The 18,683-nt window shown below is 73.2% G+C and carries 15 protein-coding genes and 3 pseudogenes; 10 read left to right on the top strand and 8 right to left on the bottom strand.

Annotated elements, in window-relative coordinates:
• Nucleotides 1-121 precede the first annotated feature (121 nt).
• Nucleotides 122-860 (bottom strand): annotated as a pseudogene (locus ACTWQC_RS30970) (MBL fold metallo-hydrolase).
• Between the two features lie 68 nt (nt 861-928).
• A complete protein-coding gene (locus ACTWQC_RS30965; RefSeq protein ID WP_443319154.1) occupies nt 929-2,302 on the bottom strand; it encodes a dipeptidase in 1,374 nt (457 codons plus the stop codon).
• A gap of 264 nt (nt 2,303-2,566) precedes the next feature.
• Here ACTWQC_RS30965 and ACTWQC_RS30960 point away from each other — a divergent pair, with 264 nt between their 5' ends.
• The 4 genes from ACTWQC_RS30960 to ACTWQC_RS30945 all read left to right on the top strand — a co-directional run bounded on the left by ACTWQC_RS30960 (nt 2,567) and on the right by ACTWQC_RS30945 (nt 6,120).
• Nucleotides 2,567-3,772: a geranylgeranyl reductase family protein gene (locus tag ACTWQC_RS30960; protein WP_443319149.1), complete on the top strand. Its 1,206-nt coding sequence runs from the start codon at nt 2,567-2,569 to the stop codon at nt 3,770-3,772.
• Nucleotides 3,773-3,865: 93 nt separating this feature from the next.
• Nucleotides 3,866-4,090, top strand: a complete 225-nt coding sequence (locus ACTWQC_RS30955; RefSeq protein ID WP_443319148.1) for a TetR-like C-terminal domain-containing protein — start codon at nt 3,866-3,868, stop codon at nt 4,088-4,090.
• Nucleotides 4,091-4,195: 105 nt separating this feature from the next.
• Complete coding sequence (locus ACTWQC_RS30950; protein ID WP_443319147.1) at nt 4,196-5,458, top strand: sensor histidine kinase; 1,263 nt, start codon at nt 4,196-4,198, stop codon at nt 5,456-5,458.
• Entirely contained in the window at nt 5,455-6,120 is a 666-nt protein-coding gene (locus ACTWQC_RS30945; protein WP_443319146.1) for a response regulator, read from the top strand. Before ACTWQC_RS30950 ends, ACTWQC_RS30945 begins: the two co-directional genes overlap by 4 nt.
• A 159-nt stretch (nt 6,121-6,279) precedes the next feature.
• On the opposite strand, the gene ACTWQC_RS30940 is transcribed toward ACTWQC_RS30945, so the two are convergent.
• Nucleotides 6,280-7,764: an MFS transporter gene (locus tag ACTWQC_RS30940; protein WP_443319145.1), complete on the bottom strand. Its 1,485-nt coding sequence runs from the start codon at nt 7,762-7,764 to the stop codon at nt 6,280-6,282.
• An 86-nt stretch (nt 7,765-7,850) separates the two neighbouring features.
• Between ACTWQC_RS30940 and ACTWQC_RS30935 the strand changes: the two genes are divergently transcribed.
• On the top strand, nt 7,851-8,270 hold the full coding sequence (locus tag ACTWQC_RS30935) for a MarR family winged helix-turn-helix transcriptional regulator (RefSeq protein ID WP_443319144.1): 420 nt from the start codon (nt 7,851-7,853) through the stop codon (nt 8,268-8,270).
• A gap of 31 nt (nt 8,271-8,301) precedes the next feature.
• On the opposite strand, the gene ACTWQC_RS30930 is transcribed toward ACTWQC_RS30935, so the two are convergent.
• The 3 genes from ACTWQC_RS30930 to ACTWQC_RS30920 are packed head-to-tail and all read right to left on the bottom strand — an operon-like array spanning nt 8,302 to nt 10,884.
• Entirely contained in the window at nt 8,302-8,790 is a 489-nt protein-coding gene (locus ACTWQC_RS30930) for a DUF4442 domain-containing protein (protein ID WP_443319143.1), read from the bottom strand.
• Between the two features lie 56 nt (nt 8,791-8,846).
• Nucleotides 8,847-9,611: a maleylpyruvate isomerase family mycothiol-dependent enzyme gene (locus tag ACTWQC_RS30925; protein ID WP_443319142.1), complete on the bottom strand. Its 765-nt coding sequence runs from the start codon at nt 9,609-9,611 to the stop codon at nt 8,847-8,849.
• A gap of 10 nt (nt 9,612-9,621) precedes the next feature.
• On the bottom strand, nt 9,622-10,884 hold the full coding sequence (locus ACTWQC_RS30920) for an MFS transporter (protein ID WP_443319141.1): 1,263 nt from the start codon (nt 10,882-10,884) through the stop codon (nt 9,622-9,624).
• Nucleotides 10,885-10,901: 17 nt separating this feature from the next.
• Between ACTWQC_RS30920 and ACTWQC_RS30915 the strand changes: the two genes are divergently transcribed.
• The 4 genes and pseudogenes from ACTWQC_RS30915 to ACTWQC_RS30900 all read left to right on the top strand — a co-directional run bounded on the left by ACTWQC_RS30915 (nt 10,902) and on the right by ACTWQC_RS30900 (nt 16,035).
• The gene (locus tag ACTWQC_RS30915) at nt 10,902-12,131 is read left to right on the top strand and encodes an ROK family protein (RefSeq protein ID WP_443319140.1); all 1,230 of its coding nucleotides are present in this window, start codon (nt 10,902-10,904) and stop codon (nt 12,129-12,131) included.
• Between the two features lie 254 nt (nt 12,132-12,385).
• On the top strand, nt 12,386-12,664 hold the full coding sequence (locus ACTWQC_RS30910) for an SHOCT domain-containing protein (RefSeq protein ID WP_443319139.1): 279 nt from the start codon (nt 12,386-12,388) through the stop codon (nt 12,662-12,664).
• On the top strand, nt 12,661-13,419 hold the full coding sequence (locus tag ACTWQC_RS30905; RefSeq protein ID WP_443319138.1) for an ABC transporter ATP-binding protein: 759 nt from the start codon (nt 12,661-12,663) through the stop codon (nt 13,417-13,419). The genes ACTWQC_RS30910 and ACTWQC_RS30905 overlap by 4 nt, the downstream gene beginning before the upstream one ends.
• Nucleotides 13,416-16,035 (top strand): annotated as a pseudogene (locus ACTWQC_RS30900) (ABC transporter permease). Before ACTWQC_RS30905 ends, ACTWQC_RS30900 begins: the two are co-directional and overlap by 4 nt.
• 199 nt (nt 16,036-16,234) lie before the next feature.
• Here ACTWQC_RS30900 and ACTWQC_RS30895 read toward each other — a convergent pair.
• Nucleotides 16,235-16,729 (bottom strand): annotated as a pseudogene (locus ACTWQC_RS30895) (ATP-binding protein); the annotation flags it as partial.
• A gap of 232 nt (nt 16,730-16,961) precedes the next feature.
• Nucleotides 16,962-17,303 (bottom strand): hypothetical protein, encoded by a 342-nt coding sequence (locus ACTWQC_RS30890; RefSeq protein WP_443319137.1) that lies wholly within the window; start codon nt 17,301-17,303, stop codon nt 16,962-16,964.
• 242 nt (nt 17,304-17,545) lie between these two features.
• On the opposite strand from ACTWQC_RS30890, the gene ACTWQC_RS30885 reads away from it, so the two are divergent.
• Complete coding sequence (locus ACTWQC_RS30885; protein ID WP_443319153.1) at nt 17,546-18,670, top strand: PLP-dependent cysteine synthase family protein; 1,125 nt, start codon at nt 17,546-17,548, stop codon at nt 18,668-18,670.
• The last annotated feature ends 13 nt before the right edge of the window (nt 18,671-18,683 follow it).

Raw genomic sequence — 18,683 nt, 5'->3', positions numbered from 1 at the left:
TCTTCAAGCGGTCGTCGATGTGCACGTACAGTGCGGTCAAGAGGGTGTCTAACTCGGTCGTCACAACCCGATGTTGGACACCCTCCCCGCGTCCGTGAACCCCGCAATCGGAACTACTCGTCTAGGGGAGGGTACGGGCGAAGGCTTCGGCCTCTCGCTCGGCCGATGTGCGCAAGGCGCGCGCGGCACCGCCGGTCAGCGGGTCGCCGTGCCCGAAGCATGCCGTGTCGGCGCCGAGCGCGGCGAGCCGGGCGTACGAGTCGAGCGCCTGTTTCCGGTCGACGTTGAACACGCCGAGCATCAGCTGCTCCACATGGGCCACGGTGTCGCCGGTGAACAGCACGCCGTGCTCCGGCAGGTGGAGCGCGATGCTTCCGTCCGTATGGCCGGGCGCGCCCACCACGCGCGCCCCGCCGCCGAATCCGAGCACGTCGCCGTCCTCCAGCTCGCGGTCCACCCGCGTGGGCGGCGCCGGCGGCACGGTGAGCGCGTGCTCGTACAGCGGCCGCTCCCAGTCGAGCAGCACAGGTGGCGGCCCCGGCACCTCGCCGCGTACGACGGGAGCGTCCGCCCGGTGCGCGAGCACTTCCGCCCCGCTCAGGGCGGCCACCTCCCCGGCGGCGCCCGCGTGGTCGGGGTGCTGGGGTCCCCCATGCCGAAGGCCAGGGGAGGGTCAGGACGATCCGGCGGATGTCCTCGGGGCGATGCCCGAGGGAGCGGACGGCCTCTGCGATGGCCGCGCCCTCGCCCGCGCTCCCGGCGTCGACGAGCGTCAACTCCCCGCCTTCCCGCCATAGATAGGCCTGGCCGATGCTGAAACGGAACATGTGCAGCCGCGGGAGCACCTCGATGACATCCATGCCTCCGGACCGTACGACCCGGAGGCATGTCGGGCGGATCTTCGCCGTGGGCGTAGCCCGGTGGCTGCTCAGCCGGCCCTGGATGCCGCGTAGTTCCGCAGGAACAGCGCCTCCGTGAGCGAGAGCCGCTCCAGCTCCTCCGGGGAGACGCTCTCGTTGACCGCGTGAATCTGCGCCTGCGGCTCGCTCAGACCGATCAGCAGGATCTCGGCCTCCGGGTAGAGCGCGGCCAGCGTGCTGCACAGCGGGATGGAGCCGCCCTGTCCCGCCGTCTGCATCTCCTCGCCCGGGTAGGCGGCCCGCATCGCCGCCGCCATCGCCGCATACGCCGGGCTGGTGGTGTCGGCGCGGAACGGCTGGCCCTGGCCGACCTGTTCGACCGAGACCCGGGCGCCCCACGGCGCCTTCGCCTCGAGGTGGGCGGCGAGCAGCTTGGTGGCGGCGGCCGCATCGATGCCCGGCGGCACGCGCAGGCTGACCGATGCGCGCGCGGAGGCCTGGACGGACGGCGTGGCGCCGACGACCGGTGGGCAGTCGATGCCGAGGACCGTGACGGCCGGACGTGCCCAGACGCGGTCGGCGACCGTCCCCGAGCCGATCAGACCGACGCCGTCGAGAACTTTGGCGTCCTTGCGGAACTCCTCCTCGGGGTACTGCAGGCCGTCCCAGTTCGCATCGGAGGCGAGCCCCTCGACCGTCGTCGAGCCGTCCTCGGCCCGGAGCGAGTCGAGGATGCGGATCAGCGCGGCGAGCGCATCGGGGGCGGCGCCGCCGAACTGGCCCGAGTGGAGGTTGCCTTCGAGCGTGTCCACCTGGAGTCGGACGTGCGTCATGCCGCGCAGCATGGCGGTGACCGTGGGCAGCCCGACCCGGAAGTTGCCCGTGTCGCCGATGACGATCGTGTCGGCGGCCAACAGCGCGGGGTGCGCCTCCGCGTACCGCTCGAGTCCGCCGGTGCCCTGCTCCTCGGAGCCCTCGGCGATGATCTTGACGCCCACCGGTATGCCGCCGTTCGCCCTGAGCGCGCGCAGCGCGGTGAGGTGCATGATCAGGCCGCCCTTGCAGTCGGCGGTGCCGCGCCCGTACCAGCGTCCGTCGCGCTCGGTCAGTGTGAACGGCGGGGAGAGCCAGGCGGACTCGTCGAGCGGCGGCTGCACGTCGTAGTGCGCATAGAGGAGTACGGTCGGCGCGCCCTCAGGGCCGGGCAGGTAGCCGTAAACGGACTGGGTGCCGTCCGGGGTGTCGAGCAGCGCGACGTCCTGGAAGCCCTCGGCGCGCAGCGCTGCCGCGACCCAGCTCGCCGCCGCCTCGCACTCGCTTCTGGGGAACTGCGCCGGGTCGGCGACCGACCGGAACGCGACCAGCTCGGTGAGCTCGGTCCTGGCGCGCGGCATCAGCGAGGCGACGGTTTCGGCGAGCGGGGCGAGCGCGGTCGGCTCCATGGGCACGCTCCTCGTGGGTGCGGTGTCGGGGTACGCGGTCTGCGTACTTCGGGTGTCCGTACGCGGCGTCCGTACGCGGTGTCCGTGCATCGTGTCCGTGCACCGTGTCCGTACGTGGCCGCCGGGCGGATACCGTACGGCGGTCGTGCTGCCGATCATCCCACAGCGGGCCGTGGTGACCATGAGCCGTAGGATGCCAGGCGACAGCCGGGCGCTTGCGACCCCGGCATGCGGACGCCAGGGCGAGCGGGAGCGGAAGCACAGGTGAGCAGCGAGAACGCAGGGCAGGACAGCGAGCCGGTCTGGGACGTGGTGGTGGTCGGGGCCGGTCCCGCGGGCGCCTCGGCGGCGTATGCCGCGGCCGTCGCCGGGCGCCGGGTTCTGCTGCTCGAGAAGGCGGAGCTGCCCCGGTACAAAACCTGCGGCGGCGGCATCATCGGTCCTTCGCGCGACGCGCTGCCGCCCGGCTTCGAACTCCCGCTGCGCGACCGGGTGCACGCTGTGACCTTCTCGCTGGACGGCCGGCTCGCCCGTACCCGGCGCTCCAAGTACATGCTCTTCGGGCTGATCAACCGGCCCGAGTTCGACCAGCGCCTGGTGACGGCGGCGGAGGACGCCGGGGCGCGGGTGCGCACGGGCGTGACCGTCTCCAGGGTCGAGCAGCACGGGCCCTCGGTGCCCGACCGGCGTACCGTCGCCGTGGTGCTGAGCGACGGCGAGATCGTGCTGGGGCGCGCGGTGGTCGGCGCCGACGGAAGCGCCAGCCGTATAGGTGCACACGTCGGGGTGAAGCTCGACCAGGTGGACCTCGGGCTGGAGGTGGAGATCCCGGTTCCGGCGACGGTCGCGGAGGACTGGGCGGGGCGGGCGCTCATCGACTGGGGGCCGATGCCGGGCAGTTACGGCTGGGTGTTCCCCAAGGGGGACACGCTGACGGTCGGGGTGATCTCGGCGCGCGGCAACGGCGGCAGGACCAAGCGCTACCTGGACGATTTCATCGCGCGGCTCGGTCTCGCCGGGTTCGAACCGAGCATCTCCTCGGGGCATCTGACGCGCTGCCGGGCCGACGACTCGCCGCTGTCGCGCGGCCGGGTGCTGGTCTGCGGGGACGCGGCCGGGCTGCTGGAGCCGTGGACCCGCGAGGGCATCTCGTTCGCGCTGCGCTCGGGGCGGCTCGCGGGGGAGTGGGCGGTACGGATCGCCGAGGCGCACGACGCGGTGGACGCCCGCCGCCAGGCGCTCAACTACGCCTTCGCGATCAAGGCGGGGCTGGGCGTGGAGATGGGGGTCGGGCGGCGCATGCTGCAGGTCTTCGAGCGCCGCCCCGGCCTGATGCATGCGGCGGTCACAAGCCTCAGGCCGGCGTGGCACCTGTTCGCGGAGATCACCCGTGGCCAGACGACGCTGGCCGAGATCGTACGGACGAGCAGGCTGGCACGGCGGGCGCTGACCGTACTGGACCGCCCCTGAGCCGTTCTGGCCCGCTCTCCGATCGAGGTCATCCTCGACGCCCACGCGGCCGGCGTCTTCCCCGTACCCGATCTGCCCCCCGCCCCCGAAGCGGTGCTGCGGGACGCCGAGCGCCTCCGCAAACAGCTGGACATCCGGCTGCCGGCCCCCGTCCTCGCCGAGGTCGTGGCCGCCTGGGCCGAACTCTTCGGCCTGATCAGCTTCGAGATCTTCGGCCAGTTCAACCGCATGATCGACGCCCGCGACGCGTTCTTCGACCGAGCAGTCGCCCGGCTCGCCCGCGCCGTCGGGCTCACCGACGGCGAGGCCGGCCGGTAGGCCGACGCGGCGCCCGAGGCCCGCCGAGCTACTCCGCGGGGAGTACGTGTGATCGCCACGCCCGGCTGACGCCGTACAAGGACGGCCCGGTCTAGCGTTGCCGGTATGACCGAGGCGAGGGACGAGACGCGGGGCGTGCGGGCGTGGCACTGGTGGCTGTCCCAGCCCGCGTCCCGCCGCCTGCCCTGGGTGTCCTCCCTCGCCGTGGCCGTCATCCAGATGGGCGGGACGAACTTCGCCGCCGAGAACCAGCCCGGCCGGGCGTCGCTGGACGTATTCGCCCGCCTGCTGCTGCTCGTCGGGCCGGTGCTGCTGCTCGTACGCCACCGGTACCCGCGGGTCGCGGTCTTCGGTGCCGCCGGTGCGGCGATGCTCTACCTCGGCGCCGGCTACCCGTACGGTCCGATCTTCCTCAGCGTGGCCATCGCCTGCTTCGCCGCCATCGTCGCGGGGCACCGCTGGGCCGCCTGGTCGGCCGTGGGCATGCTCTGGGCCGGGCATGTGGTCATCGCCCACTGGCTCTACCGCTGGCTGCCCCCCGGCGACGACGGCCCCATGCCTTGGGAGCAGGAACTCGGCGGCGCCGCCTGGGTGGTGGCCGTCATCGCCGCCTCCGAGCTGGGGCGGGTGCGCCGCGAGCAGATGCTGCGCGGGCGCGCGGAGCGCGAGGCGGCGGAGCGGCGGCGCCGCGACGAGGAGCGGCTGCGGATCGCCCGCGAGCTGCACGACGTCCTCGCGCACAGCATCTCCGTGATCAACGTCCAGGCGGGCGTCGGACTGGCCCTGATCGACCAGGACCCCGAGCAGGCCCGGACCGCGCTGACCACCATCAAGGCGGCGAGCAAGGAGGCGCTCGGCGAGGTCAGGCAGGTCCTCGACACCCTCCGCGCGCCCGGCGACGCACCGCGCTCGCCCGCGCCCGGCCTCGCCCGGCTGCCCGAGCTGACGGAGCAGGCGTCGGCCGCCGGCCTGGACGTGGAGGTAGCCGTCGAGGGCGTACCGACCGGCCTGCCGACCGGTGCCGACCTCGCAGCCTTCCGCATCGTCCAGGAAGCCCTCACCAACGTCGTACGGCACTCGGCCGCCCGCACCGCGCGCGTGCTCCTGCGCTACGAGCCGCGGCAGTTGGAGATCCGGGTCGACGACGAAGGACCCGCGGCCGAGCGCGGGGCCGAGGGCGGCGACGCGATCAGCGGCGGAGGCAGGGGCCTGGTCGGCATGCGGGAGCGGGCGGCCGCGCTGGGGGGCACGGTCGAGGCGGGGCCGCGCCCCCGCGGCGGTTTCCGGGTCCTGGCCCGGATCCCGCTCGGACCCCCGGCTACGGTGTCCGAGGCCCCCGGCGGGGCCCCGGAGAAGGAGGCGCCGTGATCCGCGTACTGCTCGCCGACGACCAGCTGCTGGTCCGCGCCGGATTCCGCGCACTGCTCGACGCGCAGCCCGACATCGAGGTCACCGGGGAGGCCGCGGACGGCGGGCAGGCCCTCGCCCTCGTACGCGAACTGCGCCCGGACGTCGTGCTGATGGACATCCGGATGCCCCAGCTGGACGGCCTTGCGGCCACCCGCAGGATCACCGCGGACCCGGACCTGAAGAAGGTCAAGGTGGTCATGCTCACCACCTTCGAGCTGGACGAGTACGTCTTCGAGGCCATCCGCTCGGGTGCCTCCGGCTTCCTGGTCAAGGACACGGAACCGGACGAACTGCTGCGCGCCGTACGGGCCGTTGTCGGGGGTGACGCGCTGTTGTCGCCCGGGGTGACGCGCCGTCTGATCGCGGAGTTCGCGGCCCGCTCGAAGGAGCCGGCGGCCGCCGAGAGCCTCAGCGAGCTGACCGAGCGGGAGCGGGAGGTCATGGCCCTGGTCGGGATCGGCTTGTCCAACGAGGAGATCGCCCGCCGGCTGGTGCTCAGCCCGCTGACCGCCAAGACGCACGTCAGCCGGGCCATGGTCAAACTGGGCGCCCGCGACCGGGCGCAACTGGTCGTCCTGGCCTACGAGTCGGGGCTCGTCCGCCCCGGCTGGCTCGGCTGAGCGCAGTGCGCGGCCCGGGCGCGGCCGCGAGCGCGGCCCAGGCCGTGGGACGGAGCGCGGCACGTATCGGCGCGGGGGCCGCAGTCCACCACCCCCGTCGGCGGACTGCGGCCCCGGCCCGGACCTTCTCGCGGACCTCTGAGAGGCCCCGCTCCCGGCTCAGTCGTGGATCGTGACCCGCTCGGCGTCGGCCTCCTCCTGGACGGACTTCGCCACCACGATGGTGTGCTGCCGGGGGCGTCGAGTCCGCAGCCCGCTGAGCGTGATCAGCAGCCCCGCGAGAGCTGTCGCCGTGACCACGGCCAAGCCGGGCCGGAAGCTGTCGAGCACCTCCTGCGGGGATCCGCTCTCCGCGCCGGCCGCCGTGACCACCGCGGTGACGACGGCCAGGAATATCGCGCCGCCGACCTGGAACGAGGTGTTCAGCAGGCCGGAGACCATGCCCTGCTCATGGTCCTCAACTCCGTTCGTCGCCTGGATGTTGAGCGAGGGGAAGGTCAGTGCGCACGCCGCGCCGAGGAGCAGCATCGAGGGCAGGATCATCGCCGCGTACTGCGCGGTCAGGCTCACCCGGAGGAAGAGCGCGTAGCCGACGACGAGCAGGGCGAACCCGACGGCGATGACCCGCGGGGTGCCGAACCGGTCGACGATCGCGCCGATCTTGGTGGAGGACAGGGCGACCAGCGCGCCGGCGGGCAGGAAGGCGAGCGCGGTCTGCAGGGCCGACCAGCCGAGCAGCGACTGCATGTACTGGGTTACCAGGAACTGGAAGCCCACATAGGAGCCGAAGAAGGCGGCGGCGCCGAGGTTGGCCCGGATCTGGTTCCCGGAGCGCAGCACCCCGAGCCGTATCAGCGGGTGCGCCGTGCGCTGCTCGATGCGGAGGAAGACGGCGAGCAGTGCGGCGACGGCGAGGAAGGACAGCAGCGTACGGGGTGCGACCCAGCCGGTCTCGGGTGCCTGGACGACGGTGAAGACGAGCAGCAGCATCGCCGCTGTGCCGGTGAGGGCGCCGGGAACGTCGTAACTGCGGCCGTCGGAGTCCCGGGCGCTGCGCGGGAGCAGCCGGAGGCCCGCCAGCAGTGCGAGCAGCGCGATCGGTGCGGGCAGCAGCATCGTCCAGCGCCAGCTCAGTTCGGTGAGCAGCCCGGAGAGCACCAGGCCCATGGAGAAGCCGGTGGCGGCGCAGGTGGTGTAGATGCTCAGGGCGCGGTTGCGCACCGGTCCCTCGGCGAAGGTCGTGGTGATGATCGAGAGGCCGGCAGGCGCGGTGAAGGCGGCGCTGAGGCCCTTGATGAAGCGGCTGGCGATCAGCAGCGGGCCGGAGTCGACGAGGCCGCCGAGCAGGGACGCGGCCGCGAAGACGCCGAGGGCCACGAGGAAGACGCGGCGGCGGCCCAGCAGGTCGGCCGCCCGGCCGCCGAGCAGCAGCAGTCCGCCGTAACCGAGGATGTAGCCGCTGACGACCCACTGGAGGGCCGCGGTGGACAGGTCGAGGTCGTCGGCGATGGACGGCAGGGCGACGCCCACCATCGAGACGTCGAGGGCGTCGAGGAACATCGCCGCGCAGAGCACGAGCAGAGTGCCCCACAGGCGCGGGCTCCAGTGCGTCTGCGAGGAGGGGACGTCGGTCGGAGTGGTCATGCGCAGCAGACTACATGCACACGCATTGAGTGCAAGCGCATTTAATTCCGATGCAACAAAGTCGGATTTTCTGGTACCGTACGCCCATGGCTGCCAAGAAGGCCGAGCGCGTGATCGTGGAGGAGTGGCGGGACATCCTCGCCACCCATGCCCGTATCGTCTGTGCACTCGACCGCGAGCTGCACGAACACGGCATCGGCGCCAGTGACTTCGAGGTTCTCGACATCCTCGCCGAGGGCTGCCCGGCGGACGGCGGGCCCGCGTACCGGGTCCAGGAGCTTGCCGACCGCGTCCACCTCAGCCAGAGCGCGCTCTCCCGCCTCATCGGCCGGCTCGAGAAGGACGGCCTCGTCGAGCGCGTGATGTGCAGCGAGGACCGCCGGGGCGTAAAGGTCCTTCTCACGGACGCCGGCCGCGCGCGCCACGCCGAGGTGCTGCCGCTGCAGCGCGCCGTGCTGGCCAGGGCGCTCGCCGGACGGGCCGGTGCGGCGGCGACGGAGGCCTAGCCCAGGCCCAGCCCCAGGCCCACGCCCAGGCCTAACCCTCTGTGGAATCGGGCACCTTGGGCTGTTTGCGGCGTACGTAGAGCTGCTTGCGCACGCGCGCCACGACCGCGCCGTCCTCGCCCACGATCTCGCATCCGAACCACGGCAGCGCCCTGCCGCCGTCGGCCGTCTCCCGGCGGATCTCCTCCAGCTGGTCCTCGGTCAGCTTGAACTCGGCGAACACGTCACCGCGCCCCGGCGCCACGAACTCGATCTCCCCGGCCTTGTCCCAGACCACGTAGTCCCGGCCCAGGCTGTTCATGGTGAGCAGCATCCAGAACGGGTCGCTCATCGCGAACAGCGAGCCGCCGAAGTGCGTGCCGACGTAGTTGCGGTTGAAGAGGCCGAGCCGCAGCCGGACCCGCGCGCTGCTCCAGTCGTCCGCGATCTCCAGCACCCGCACTCCGGAGAAGAGGTAGGGCGGCCACCAGTTCATGGCGCGGCGCAGCCGCGCGGGGGTGAACGACCGGCGACGGGACATGCGGCCAAGCTAACACGGTGGGTTACCTGCCGGTAATGCCGGCCTGATGCCAGCCTTCAGCGGAAGACGACCGCCGACGTGTGCCGCCACAGCCGCGCCGGCCCGGCGTCGCCGTTGACGTCCAGGTCCTCGTACGGCAGCCGGTTCCACAGGGCGAGGTAGACGTCGGCGGCCGGCCCGGAGATCTCGCAGTCGGCGGGCCCCGCGTCCGTCCGCTCCGTACGGGGCGGGCCGTCCGACAGCCGCACGGTCCACACGCCCGCCGCGTCCGCCCGGTCGGTCGTCCGTACACGAAGCGTGCACGGCGTGGCGCTGCGCACCCGGCTGCGCTCGTGCGCGTGGAAGCCCGAGAGCAGCTCGTCGATCCCGTCGAGCGCGAAGCCGGTGGCGATGTCCGTCGCCATGCCCCCGGCCGTGCCCCCGAGCGCGGCCTCGGCGTCCACCCGGTGCACGGCGGTCTCGTGCGCCTCCCGCCTCGCCCAGAAGGCGAGCGGTGACGGCGCGGGCAGGAAGGCCCAGCACTCCAAGTCGTCGGGCGCGGCCAGCAGGGTGTCCACCAGGGTCCGGTGGCCGTCGCGGAACCACTCCAGCAGCGCGGCGCCGTCCAGTTCGGGCTCGGGGTCGGGCCGCCGCGGCCGGGTCAGGCCCTGGGCTACGAAGGCCGTCGCCCACCGGTGCACCGTCCCCGTATGCCGGAGGAGGTCCCGTACCCGCCAGCCCGGACAGGTGGGCACCTCGGCGTCCGTACCGGCTCGTTCTGCCGCGTCCGCCAACAGCGAGCCCTCCGCGCGCAGGACTTCGATGAGCTTCTCCGTCTCCATACGGCGGATGCTATCCGCGAGCCCCCGCGGTGCGCGCGCCGTACGCGACCAGTGCCGCCACGCCCGCGAGCACAGCGACCGTGGTGAGGGCGATGGGCAGCGAGAACCAGTCGGCGAGGAAGCCGATGGCGGGCGGGCCGAGCAGCATGCCGCCGTAGCCGAGCGTGGAGGCGGCGGCCACCCCTCGGGGTCCGGCCAGCGCGCCCGCCCGGCCGATGGCCACGGGGAAGATGTTGGCGAGGCCGAGGCCGGTGACGGCGAATCCCGCGAGCGCGAGCCAGACCGTCGGGGCGAGCGCGCCGAGCAGCATGCCCGCCGCGGCTGTCGCGCCGCCCGAGACCAGCGCCCGCGTCTGGCCGAGGCGTTCGAGAAGCGCTGTCCCGGTCAGCCGGCCGACGGTCATCATGAGGGCGAAGACGGAGTAGCCCGCGGCGGCGACGCCCGGGTGCGCGCCGAGGTCCTGCTGGAGGTGCAGCGCGCCCCAGTCGGCGAGCGCCCCCTCCCCGTACGCCGTGCACAGCGCGATCACGCCGAGGACGGCGACCAGCCAGCGGGTACGGCCCGCCAGGCGGACGCCGGGGGCCGGGGTCTGCCCCTGAGGTGCCGGGCGCGTGGGAACGGGTCCTTGCGGTTCCGCCCGCGCGGGAACGGGTCCCGGCGCCGGGTGGGCGAGCAGCGTACGACCCGCTGCCCCGGCGACGAGCAGTCCCGCGGCGGTGAGCAGCAGCAGGTGGCGGGCGGGGGAGAGGGAGCCCGCCAGCAGTCCGCCGAGCCCCGCGCCGAGCATGCCGCCAAGGCTGAACGCCGCGTGGAAGCCGGGCATGACGGGCCGTCGCAGAGCGGCGACGAGGTCGACGGCTGCGCTGTTCATCGCCACGTTGAGGGCGCCGTACGCCGCGCCGAACACCAGCAGCACGAGGCCGAGCGCGAGCGCCGAGGAGGTGAGCGGGGGCAGCGCGATGCTCAGCGAGAGCAGCACGCCGGTGGCGACGGTGACGGGGTGGCTGCCGAGGCGGCCGCACAGCCGTCCGGTGACCATCATGGTCGCCACCGCGCCCGCCGAAACGCCCAGCAGGGCGAGTCCGAGATCGCCCGCGGAGGCGCCGGTCTGCTCCTTGATCGCAGGGATGCGCACCACCCAGCCGGCGAAGAGAAAGCCGTCGAGGGCGAAGAACGCGGTCAGGGCGGTACGGAGGCGGATCAGGGCGGGGTCCGCGACCGTGTCGCGCCGTCCCCCCGGGAAGGCCGTCCGTGTTTTGTTTAGGCTCGGCACAAAGCCAGAATAGGGGTGTGACCCAGACTCGGACAACACGGCTGGAGAGAGGCCGCAGCGCCCTCGGCCCTGCCCTGGAGCTCGTACACACCGGCCGGGCGCCGACGCGCGCCGTGCTGACGGCGGAGCTGGGCGTGACCCGCGCCACCGCGGGCGCCGTCGCCGCCGAACTCGAGCAGCTCGGGCTGATCGAGGTCGACTCGCGGCCGGGGGCCGCCGCCGGATCGCAGGGCCGGCCCTCCCACCGGCTGGCCATCGACCCCGCGGGGCCCGTCGTGCTCGCCGCGCAGGTGCACGCCGACGGCTTCCGCGCCGCGCTCGTCGGCCTCGGCGGCCGCATCGTCGCCACGGCGCCCGGCTGCATGACCGTGCCCGCCGACCCCGTACACGTCCTGGCCGCGGTCGTGGACGCCGGGGCGGAATTGCTGCGCGACAGCGGTCGGCGCTGCCTCGGGGCCGGTCTCGCCGTCCCCTCGGCGGTCGCCGAGCCCGAGGGCACCGCGCTCAACCCGCTGCACCTGGCCTGGCCCGCGGGCGCTCCGGTCCGCGAGATCTTCGGCCAACGCGTAGGGGAGGCGGGCGTGTTCGGGCCGTCCGGCGCCGTGCGTACCGCCTTCACCGGCAACGACGTCAACCTCGCCGCTCTCGCCGAGCACCGGCACGGCGCGGGCCGCGGCGCGCGCGACCTGCTGTGCGTGGCGACCGGGCACCGCGGCGTCGGCGGCGCGCTCGTCCTCGACGGGCGGCTGCACACCGGCAGTTCCGGCCTTGCCCTCGAAGTCGGCCATCTCACGGTCAACCCGGAGGGCCGGCCCTGCCACTGCGGCAGCCGCGGCTGCCTCGACGTCGAGGCGGACCCGCTCGCCTTCCTCACGGCGGCGGGGCGCGAGCCCGGCCCGGAGGTGTCGCTGCTCCAGCAGGCCAGGGATCTGCTCCGCACGGAGTACGACGACGCCGGCGTACGGGGCGCGACCGAGACGCTGATCGACCGGCTCGGCCTCGGCCTGGCCGGGCTCGTGAACATTCTCAACCCGGACCGGATCATCCTCGGCGGGCTCCACCGCGAGCTCCTCGAGTCCAATCCGGAGCGGCTGCGCGCGGTCGTCGCCGACCGCAGCCTGTGGGGGCGGAGCGGCGGCGTGCCGATCCTGCCGTGCACGCTCGACCACAACAGCCTGGTCGGCGCGGCGGAACTGGCCTGGCAGCCGGTGCTCGACGATCCGCTGGCGGCGCTGGCGAACCGGTAACGCTGCGCGCGCCTGGGGCTGCATGATTGACGGGCCGGCACGGTTGTCCGCCAAGTGCGGGTCCGCTGTCGGCCGGCCCACACATCACGCTTTACGCCCCTGCCGGGACCACCCCGCCCCGGCCCCTCCCGCCGTCGCGCGGCTCCGCTCTACTCCCGCGGGAGCAAGTCAAGTGCCGCCAGGTGTACGACGACGGCGGTTCCTGTGATGGCGACTCTCGGTAGTGAGACACACATCGCTACCGAGGAGCCGAAATGAACACCCTGGCATACGACGGGCCCGGCCCGTGGATTCTGTTCTTCCCGCTGTTCTGGGCGGCCGCCGTGGCAGGCGCCGTCATCGTGCTGCGCCGCACCGTCTCGCGCGGCCGCGGGCGCGGCCCGTGGCAGAACCGGCCCGTCCGGGACGACAACTCGCCCCTGGCCGTGCTCGGCCGCCGCTTCGCGTCCGGCGAGATCGACGAGGACGAGTACTGGCGCCGGCTCTCCGTCCTGGACGAGGAGTTCGGCCGCGGCAAGGGCGGTGCGGCATGACCGCCCCCGCTGCCCGCGTCGTGGACGCCGTGAAGATCTACGGCGCGGGGGACACGCAGGTACGGGCTCTGGACGGGGTGACCGTCGACTTCCCCGTCGGCCGGTTCACAGCGATCATGGGCCCGTCCGGCTCCGGCAAGTCCACGCTCATGCACTGCGCGGCCGGGCTCGACACCCTCACCTCCGGTGCCGCCTTCATCGGCGGCACCGCCCTGAGCGAACTCGACGACCGCGAGCTCACCTTGCTCCGCCGCGACCGCATCGGCTTCGTCTTCCAGGCCTACAACCTCGTACCGACGCTGACCGTCGCCGAGAACATCACCCTCCCGCAGGACCTCGCCGGGCGGCGCGGCGAGACCGAGTGGACCGACGCCCTCATCGATGTCGTCGGGCTGCGGGAGCGCCTGCACCACCGGCCCAGCGAGCTGTCCGGCGGCCAGCAGCAGCGCGTCGCTGTCGCCCGCGCCTTCGCGGGGCGGCCCGAGGTCGTCTTCGCCGACGAGCCGACCGGCAACCTCGACTCGCGATCGGGCGAGGAGGTGCTGCGGCTCCTCGGCCGGACCGTACGGGAGATGGACCGCACGGTCGTCATGGTGACCCACGACCCCGTGGCCGCGGCCCACGCCGACGAGGTCCTCTTCCTCGCCGACGGCCGGCTCGTCGACCGGATGGCCACGCCCACGGCGGAGCGCGTGCTGGACCGGCTCAAGGCGTTCGACCAGCACTCCGGACAGGTGAAGGAGCCCGTGACATGAGTGCCGCCCACGCCTCACTGCGCATCAGCCTGGCCTCGCTGCGCGCCCACAAGCGCCGCTTCGCCGGCACGTTCCTCGCCGTCCTGCTCGGCGTCGCCTTCCTCGGCGGCACCCTGGTCATGGGCGACACGCTCCGCGCCAGCTTCGACACCATGTTCGGCAACGCCGCGCGCGGCACGGACGCGGTCGTGCGCAGCGCGGACGTCATCACCGTCCCCGGCGAGGGCCAGGGCACCCGCCAGCCCGTCCCGGCCTCCCTCGCCGAGGACATCGCGAAGGTGCCCGGCGTCGCCGCTGCGGTGCCCAACGTGCAGGGCGCGGGCCAACTCGTGGGCAGCGACGGCGAGCCGGTCGGCGGCCAGGGACCGCCCACCTTCGCGGGCAACTGGATCGACGACCGGCAGCTCAACCCGTACCGGCTGGCCGAGGGCCGGGCGCCGGATGCGCCCGGTGAGGTGGTGATCAACCGGGGCGCCGCGAAGGCGGGCGGCCTGGAGATCGGCGACCGGACCGTGCTGCGCACCCCGGACCCGGTGCGGGTGACCATCGTCGGTCTCGCGACCTTCGGCGGAGGGGACGGCATGGGCCAGGTGACCTTCACCGGGATGACCATGGCCGACACCGAGAAGTACCTCGTCCCGAAGCCCGGCGAGGCGGCGAGCATCCTGGTCCGCGCCGGTCCCGGCACCGGCCAGGAGGAGGTCGCCGACGCGATCGGGACCGTGCTGCCCAGGGACGTTGAGGCCATCACGGGCCAGGAGTCGACCGAGGAGAACCTCGACCTGGTGACCGGTCAGTTCCTGACCCTCTTCACCACTCTGCTGCTGGTCTTCGCCGGAATCGCGCTCCTGGTCGCGACCTTCAGCATCCACAACACCTTCGCCATCGTCGTAGCCCAGCGCACCCGCGAGAACGCCCTGCTGCGGGCGCTCGGTGCCTCGCGCCGCCAGGTCGTCGGCTCGACTCTGACCGAGGCCGCGGCCGTCGCGGTCGCCGCCTCCCTGGCCGGGCTGCTCGGGGGGCATCGGCATCGCGGCGGGGCTGCAGGCGCTCTTCCCCGCGGTCGGATTCCCCTTCCCCGAAGGCGACCTGGTGATCAGCGGGCTCTCGCTCCTGCTGCCGCTCGTGGTGGGTGTCGTGGTCTGCAGCGGCTCCGCGCTGCTGCCCGCCGTCCGGGCGGGCCGGACGGCTCCGCTGGCGGCTCTGCGCGAAACGGCCGTCGACCTCCCCCAGCTAACGCTGGGTGGGGGTACCCCCAGCGGTAGCTGGGGGAGTGCCCCCACCGGCGCCTCACGGACCCGGGCGGTTGCGGGCGCGGCGGCCCTCGTCCTGGGCATCGCCCTGACCGCGTTCGCGGTGGCCTCGGGACCGTCGGTCCTGGGGACCGCGGCCGGAGCGGTGCTCACCCTCGGCGCGTTCGTGGTCCTCGGCCCGGTCACGTCCTCGTACGCCGTACGGGTTCTGGGCGCGCCGCTCGCCCGGCTGCGCGGCGTCAACGGGGCCCTGGCCCTGCGCAACGCCCTGCGCAGCCCGAAGCGTACGGCTGCCACCGCCACCGCCCTGATGATCGGGGTCGCCGTGGTGTCCCTGTTCACCGTTTTCGGCGCCTCGCTGAAGGCGACGATGGACCAGACCGTCAACCGGGCCTTCGCGGGCGATGTCGCCGTGAGCGCCCCGGCGTTCGGGGCCGGGGGCAGCGGGCTCAGCGCGAAGCTCGCCCCCGCCCTGGCGGAACTCCCCGAGGTGGACACGGCGGTCGGTCTGGGCCGCGGCGTGGCCGAGGTCGACGGCGGCGGGCGGCAGTTGACGGTCACCGACCCGGCAGCCCTCGCGCGCGTGCTCGACCTCGGCTCGGTTGACGGCTCACTGAACGGCCTCGGCCGCACCGGTCTCGCCGTCTCCGAGGACGAGGCGGACAAGCGCGGCTGGAAGCCGGGCAGCACCGCACAGCTGTCCTTCAGCGACGGCGCACGGCAGACGTTCACCGTACGGGCCGTCTACGGGCAGGCCGACCTGGCGGGCGACTACCTCGTCACCCGCGAGGCCTGGGCCCCGCACCGGGTGCAGGACTCCGACACGCTCGTCGCCGTCGGCTTCGAGGACGGCGTGCCCGCGGCCGACGGGAAGGCGGCCGTCGAGAAGACGGCCGGCGCGTACGGCAACCCGGAGGTGCAGACCCGCGGCGAGTACGCCGAATCCTCGGCGGGCGGCGTCGACATGATGCTCACGCTCGTCTACGCCCTGCTCGCGCTGGCCGTCGTCATCGCCCTGCTCGGCATCGCCAACACCCTCACCCTCGCCATCCACGAGCGGACCCGCGAACTGGGCCTGCTGCGCGCCGTCGGGCAGACCCGCGCACAGCTGCGCGCCATGGTGCGCTGGGAGTCGGTGCTGGTGGCGGCGTTCGGCACGGTGGGCGGTCTCGCGCTGGGCGGCTTCCTCGGCTGGGCACTGGTACGGGCCTCCGACAACGCGGGGACCAGCGCGTTCGCGGTGCCGCCGGTGCAGCTCGCCGTAGTGGCCCTGGTGGGTCTCGCGGCCGGTGCGGTCGCGGGCTGGCGCCCGGCGCGCAGGGCGGCGCGGCTCGACGTGCTGCAGGCCGTCGCCACCGAATGACAGGCCCGGCGCGTGGCACCGAAGGGCCCGGTCACCCCACGACGGTCGGCCGGGCCCTTGCCGTGGCGGGTTCCCGCTCCCGGGGCTGCTCGCGACGTACGGGCGCGGCGGGAACGGGATCGACGGCAACGGGATCGACGGCAACGGCGTCGACCGGGCCGAGGGCCGCGGCGGGCGCGGGCGTGCGCACCGGGTGGGGCGAGCGGGAGGGCACCGGTGTGGGGAGGGCGACGGACGCCTGCGCGACGGCAGGGGCGGACGTCTGCGCGACGGCAGGCGCGGACGTCTGCGCGGCAGGGGCGGACGCCTGCAGCGTGAACCAGACGACCTTTCCGCCCTCGTCGTGCGGCCGTACGCCCCAGCTCTCGCTCACCGACGCCACCAGCGTCAGGCCCCTGCCGCCGACGTCGGCCGGCTCGGCGCGGCGCAGGCTCGGCACCCGGGGATCGCTGTCGCGCACGGAGACGGTCAACCGGTCCAGAAAGAGATCGATCTCGACGCGGCACTGCTTGTCCGGCTCGGCGTGCCGGTGGACGTTGGTGAGAAGCTCGGTGACCCCCAGCGCCGCCGAATCGATCAAGGGATCGAGATGCCAGTAGCGCAGCTGCGCCGAGACGATCCTGCGGACCTGGCCGATCCGCGACGGCAGGGCCTGGAGCTCCACCGTGCAGTGCCTGCTTGGCTTGCTGATCACGGCCGACTCCCTGATGAGGCTCGGAAGACAGAACGCACCCAACAGTGCTGACCGCAGTGCCGGCTGCTGTGTCCGGCGGCCGGTTCGAAGCGTAACCGCCGGTGAACCCTCAGTTACGTCACACCAGAGTGAACCCGGCTGGGCGCATGCGCAACTCGTGCAACCACAGAAACTTCAGAAACCGTGGTAACGGCGGCAACCGGCCTGGCGGTACGGGACAGCGGCACCGGCGTCAGGTGCGTGCCGCGCGCCCGCCGGCCGTCCGGACCGCATCGAGGAACTTCCGGACCCAGGGCCGGCCGGACGTGCCGGGGGCGGGGGCGCTCGCGCGGTCGCTCTCGCCCGGCGTGAGGAGATAGCGGGTGCCGTTGACGGTGGCCAGCGCCCCGTCGCGGCCCGCGAACCAGGGCTTGCCCGCCCGCACCAGATGGACCGGCGCGCTGTCGATCTCGCTGCCGTAGCTGGTCAGCAGCGTCAGCCTGCCGTCCCGGATCTGCACCTGGCCGGCGCGGGTGAGCGAGCGCAGCCCGTGCTCGATCCGCACCCCGGTCGCCGTGAACTCCGGCTCTGCCATGCTGCACCGCCCCCTCGACGGGAATCCCACCGGCTGACTGCTGCGGCCACGCCGCCATTGTCCTCCTGCTGCGCAGTGTGCCCGTGGTCGGTCCCGGGCACCAGTGCGCCCTTATGATCGAAATGACCGGGCAGCACCGTCCGGGCGCAGGTCAAGAGCGGATCAAGACGTGTGCAGGACCAGATGCAGGACCGGACCCAGGTCCGGATCAGGACACCTAAGGAGCGGCGCCGGTGAGCACCATCGAGCGGCAGCAGGCCGGCGGCGCGGCCGCGACCATCGACGTGGATCGCACCGATCCCGAGTACCGCGCGTGGCTGAAGGAAGCCGTCCGCAAGGTCCAGGCCGACGCCAACCGCTCCGCCGACACCCACCTGCTGCTCTTCCCGCTGCCCGAGGAGTGGGGCATCGACCTGTACCTCAAGGACGAGTCCACCCACCCGACCGGCAGCCTCAAGCACCGGCTGGCCCGCTCGCTCTTCCTCTACGGGCTGTGCAACGGCTGGATCCGGCCCGGCAGGCCGGTCATCGAAGCCTCCAGTGGCTCGACCGCGGTCTCCGAGGCGTACTTCGCGAAGCTCATCGGGGTGCCCTTCATCGCGGTGATGCCACGCACGACCAGCCGCGAGAAGACCCGCCTGATCGAGTTCCACGGTGGCCGGTGTCATCTGGTGGACGACCCGCGGACGGTGTACGAGGTCTCGGCTCAGCTGGCCGCCGAGACCGGGGGCCACTACATGGACCAGTTCACGTACGCCGAGCGGGCAACGGACTGGCGGGGCAACAACAACATCGCCGAGTCGATCTACCAGCAGCTGCGCTCGGAGCGCTATCCGGAGCCCGCGTGGATCGTCGCCACGGCGGGCACCGGCGGCACCTCCGCGACCATCGCGCGCTATGTGCACTACATGCAGTACGACACCCTCGTCTGCGTGCCGGACCCGGAGAACTCCTGTTTCTTCGAGGGCTGGACGACCGGGAACCCGGACGTCTCCAGCGACTGCGGATCGCGCATAGAGGGCATCGGGCGCCCGCGCATGGAGCCGAGCTTCGTGCCCGGTGCGATCGACCGGATGATGAAGGTTCCGGACGCGGCCAGCGTCGCGGCCGTACGGGCCCTGGAGCGGGCCATCGGCCGCAGGGCGGGCGGCTCCACCGGTACCGGGCTGTGGAGCGCGCTCAAGATCGTCGCGGAGATGGTGGCCGCGGGGCGCACGGGCAGCGTCGTGACCCTGATCTGCGACCCCGGCGACCGCTACCTCGACAAGTACTACTCCGACGCCTGGCTCGAAGAGCAGGGCCTGGACATCACGCCGCACGCCGCGGCGATCGATGCCTTCCTGACGACCGGCACGTGGCCGGATTGAGCCTCATGACCGG

This window comes from Streptomyces sp. 8N616 (assembly GCF_052246385.1).
Classification (GTDB): domain Bacteria; phylum Actinomycetota; class Actinomycetes; order Streptomycetales; family Streptomycetaceae; genus Streptomyces.
Note: the sequence above shows the minus strand (reverse complement) of the source record. Positions and strands in the feature narration are given on the sequence as shown.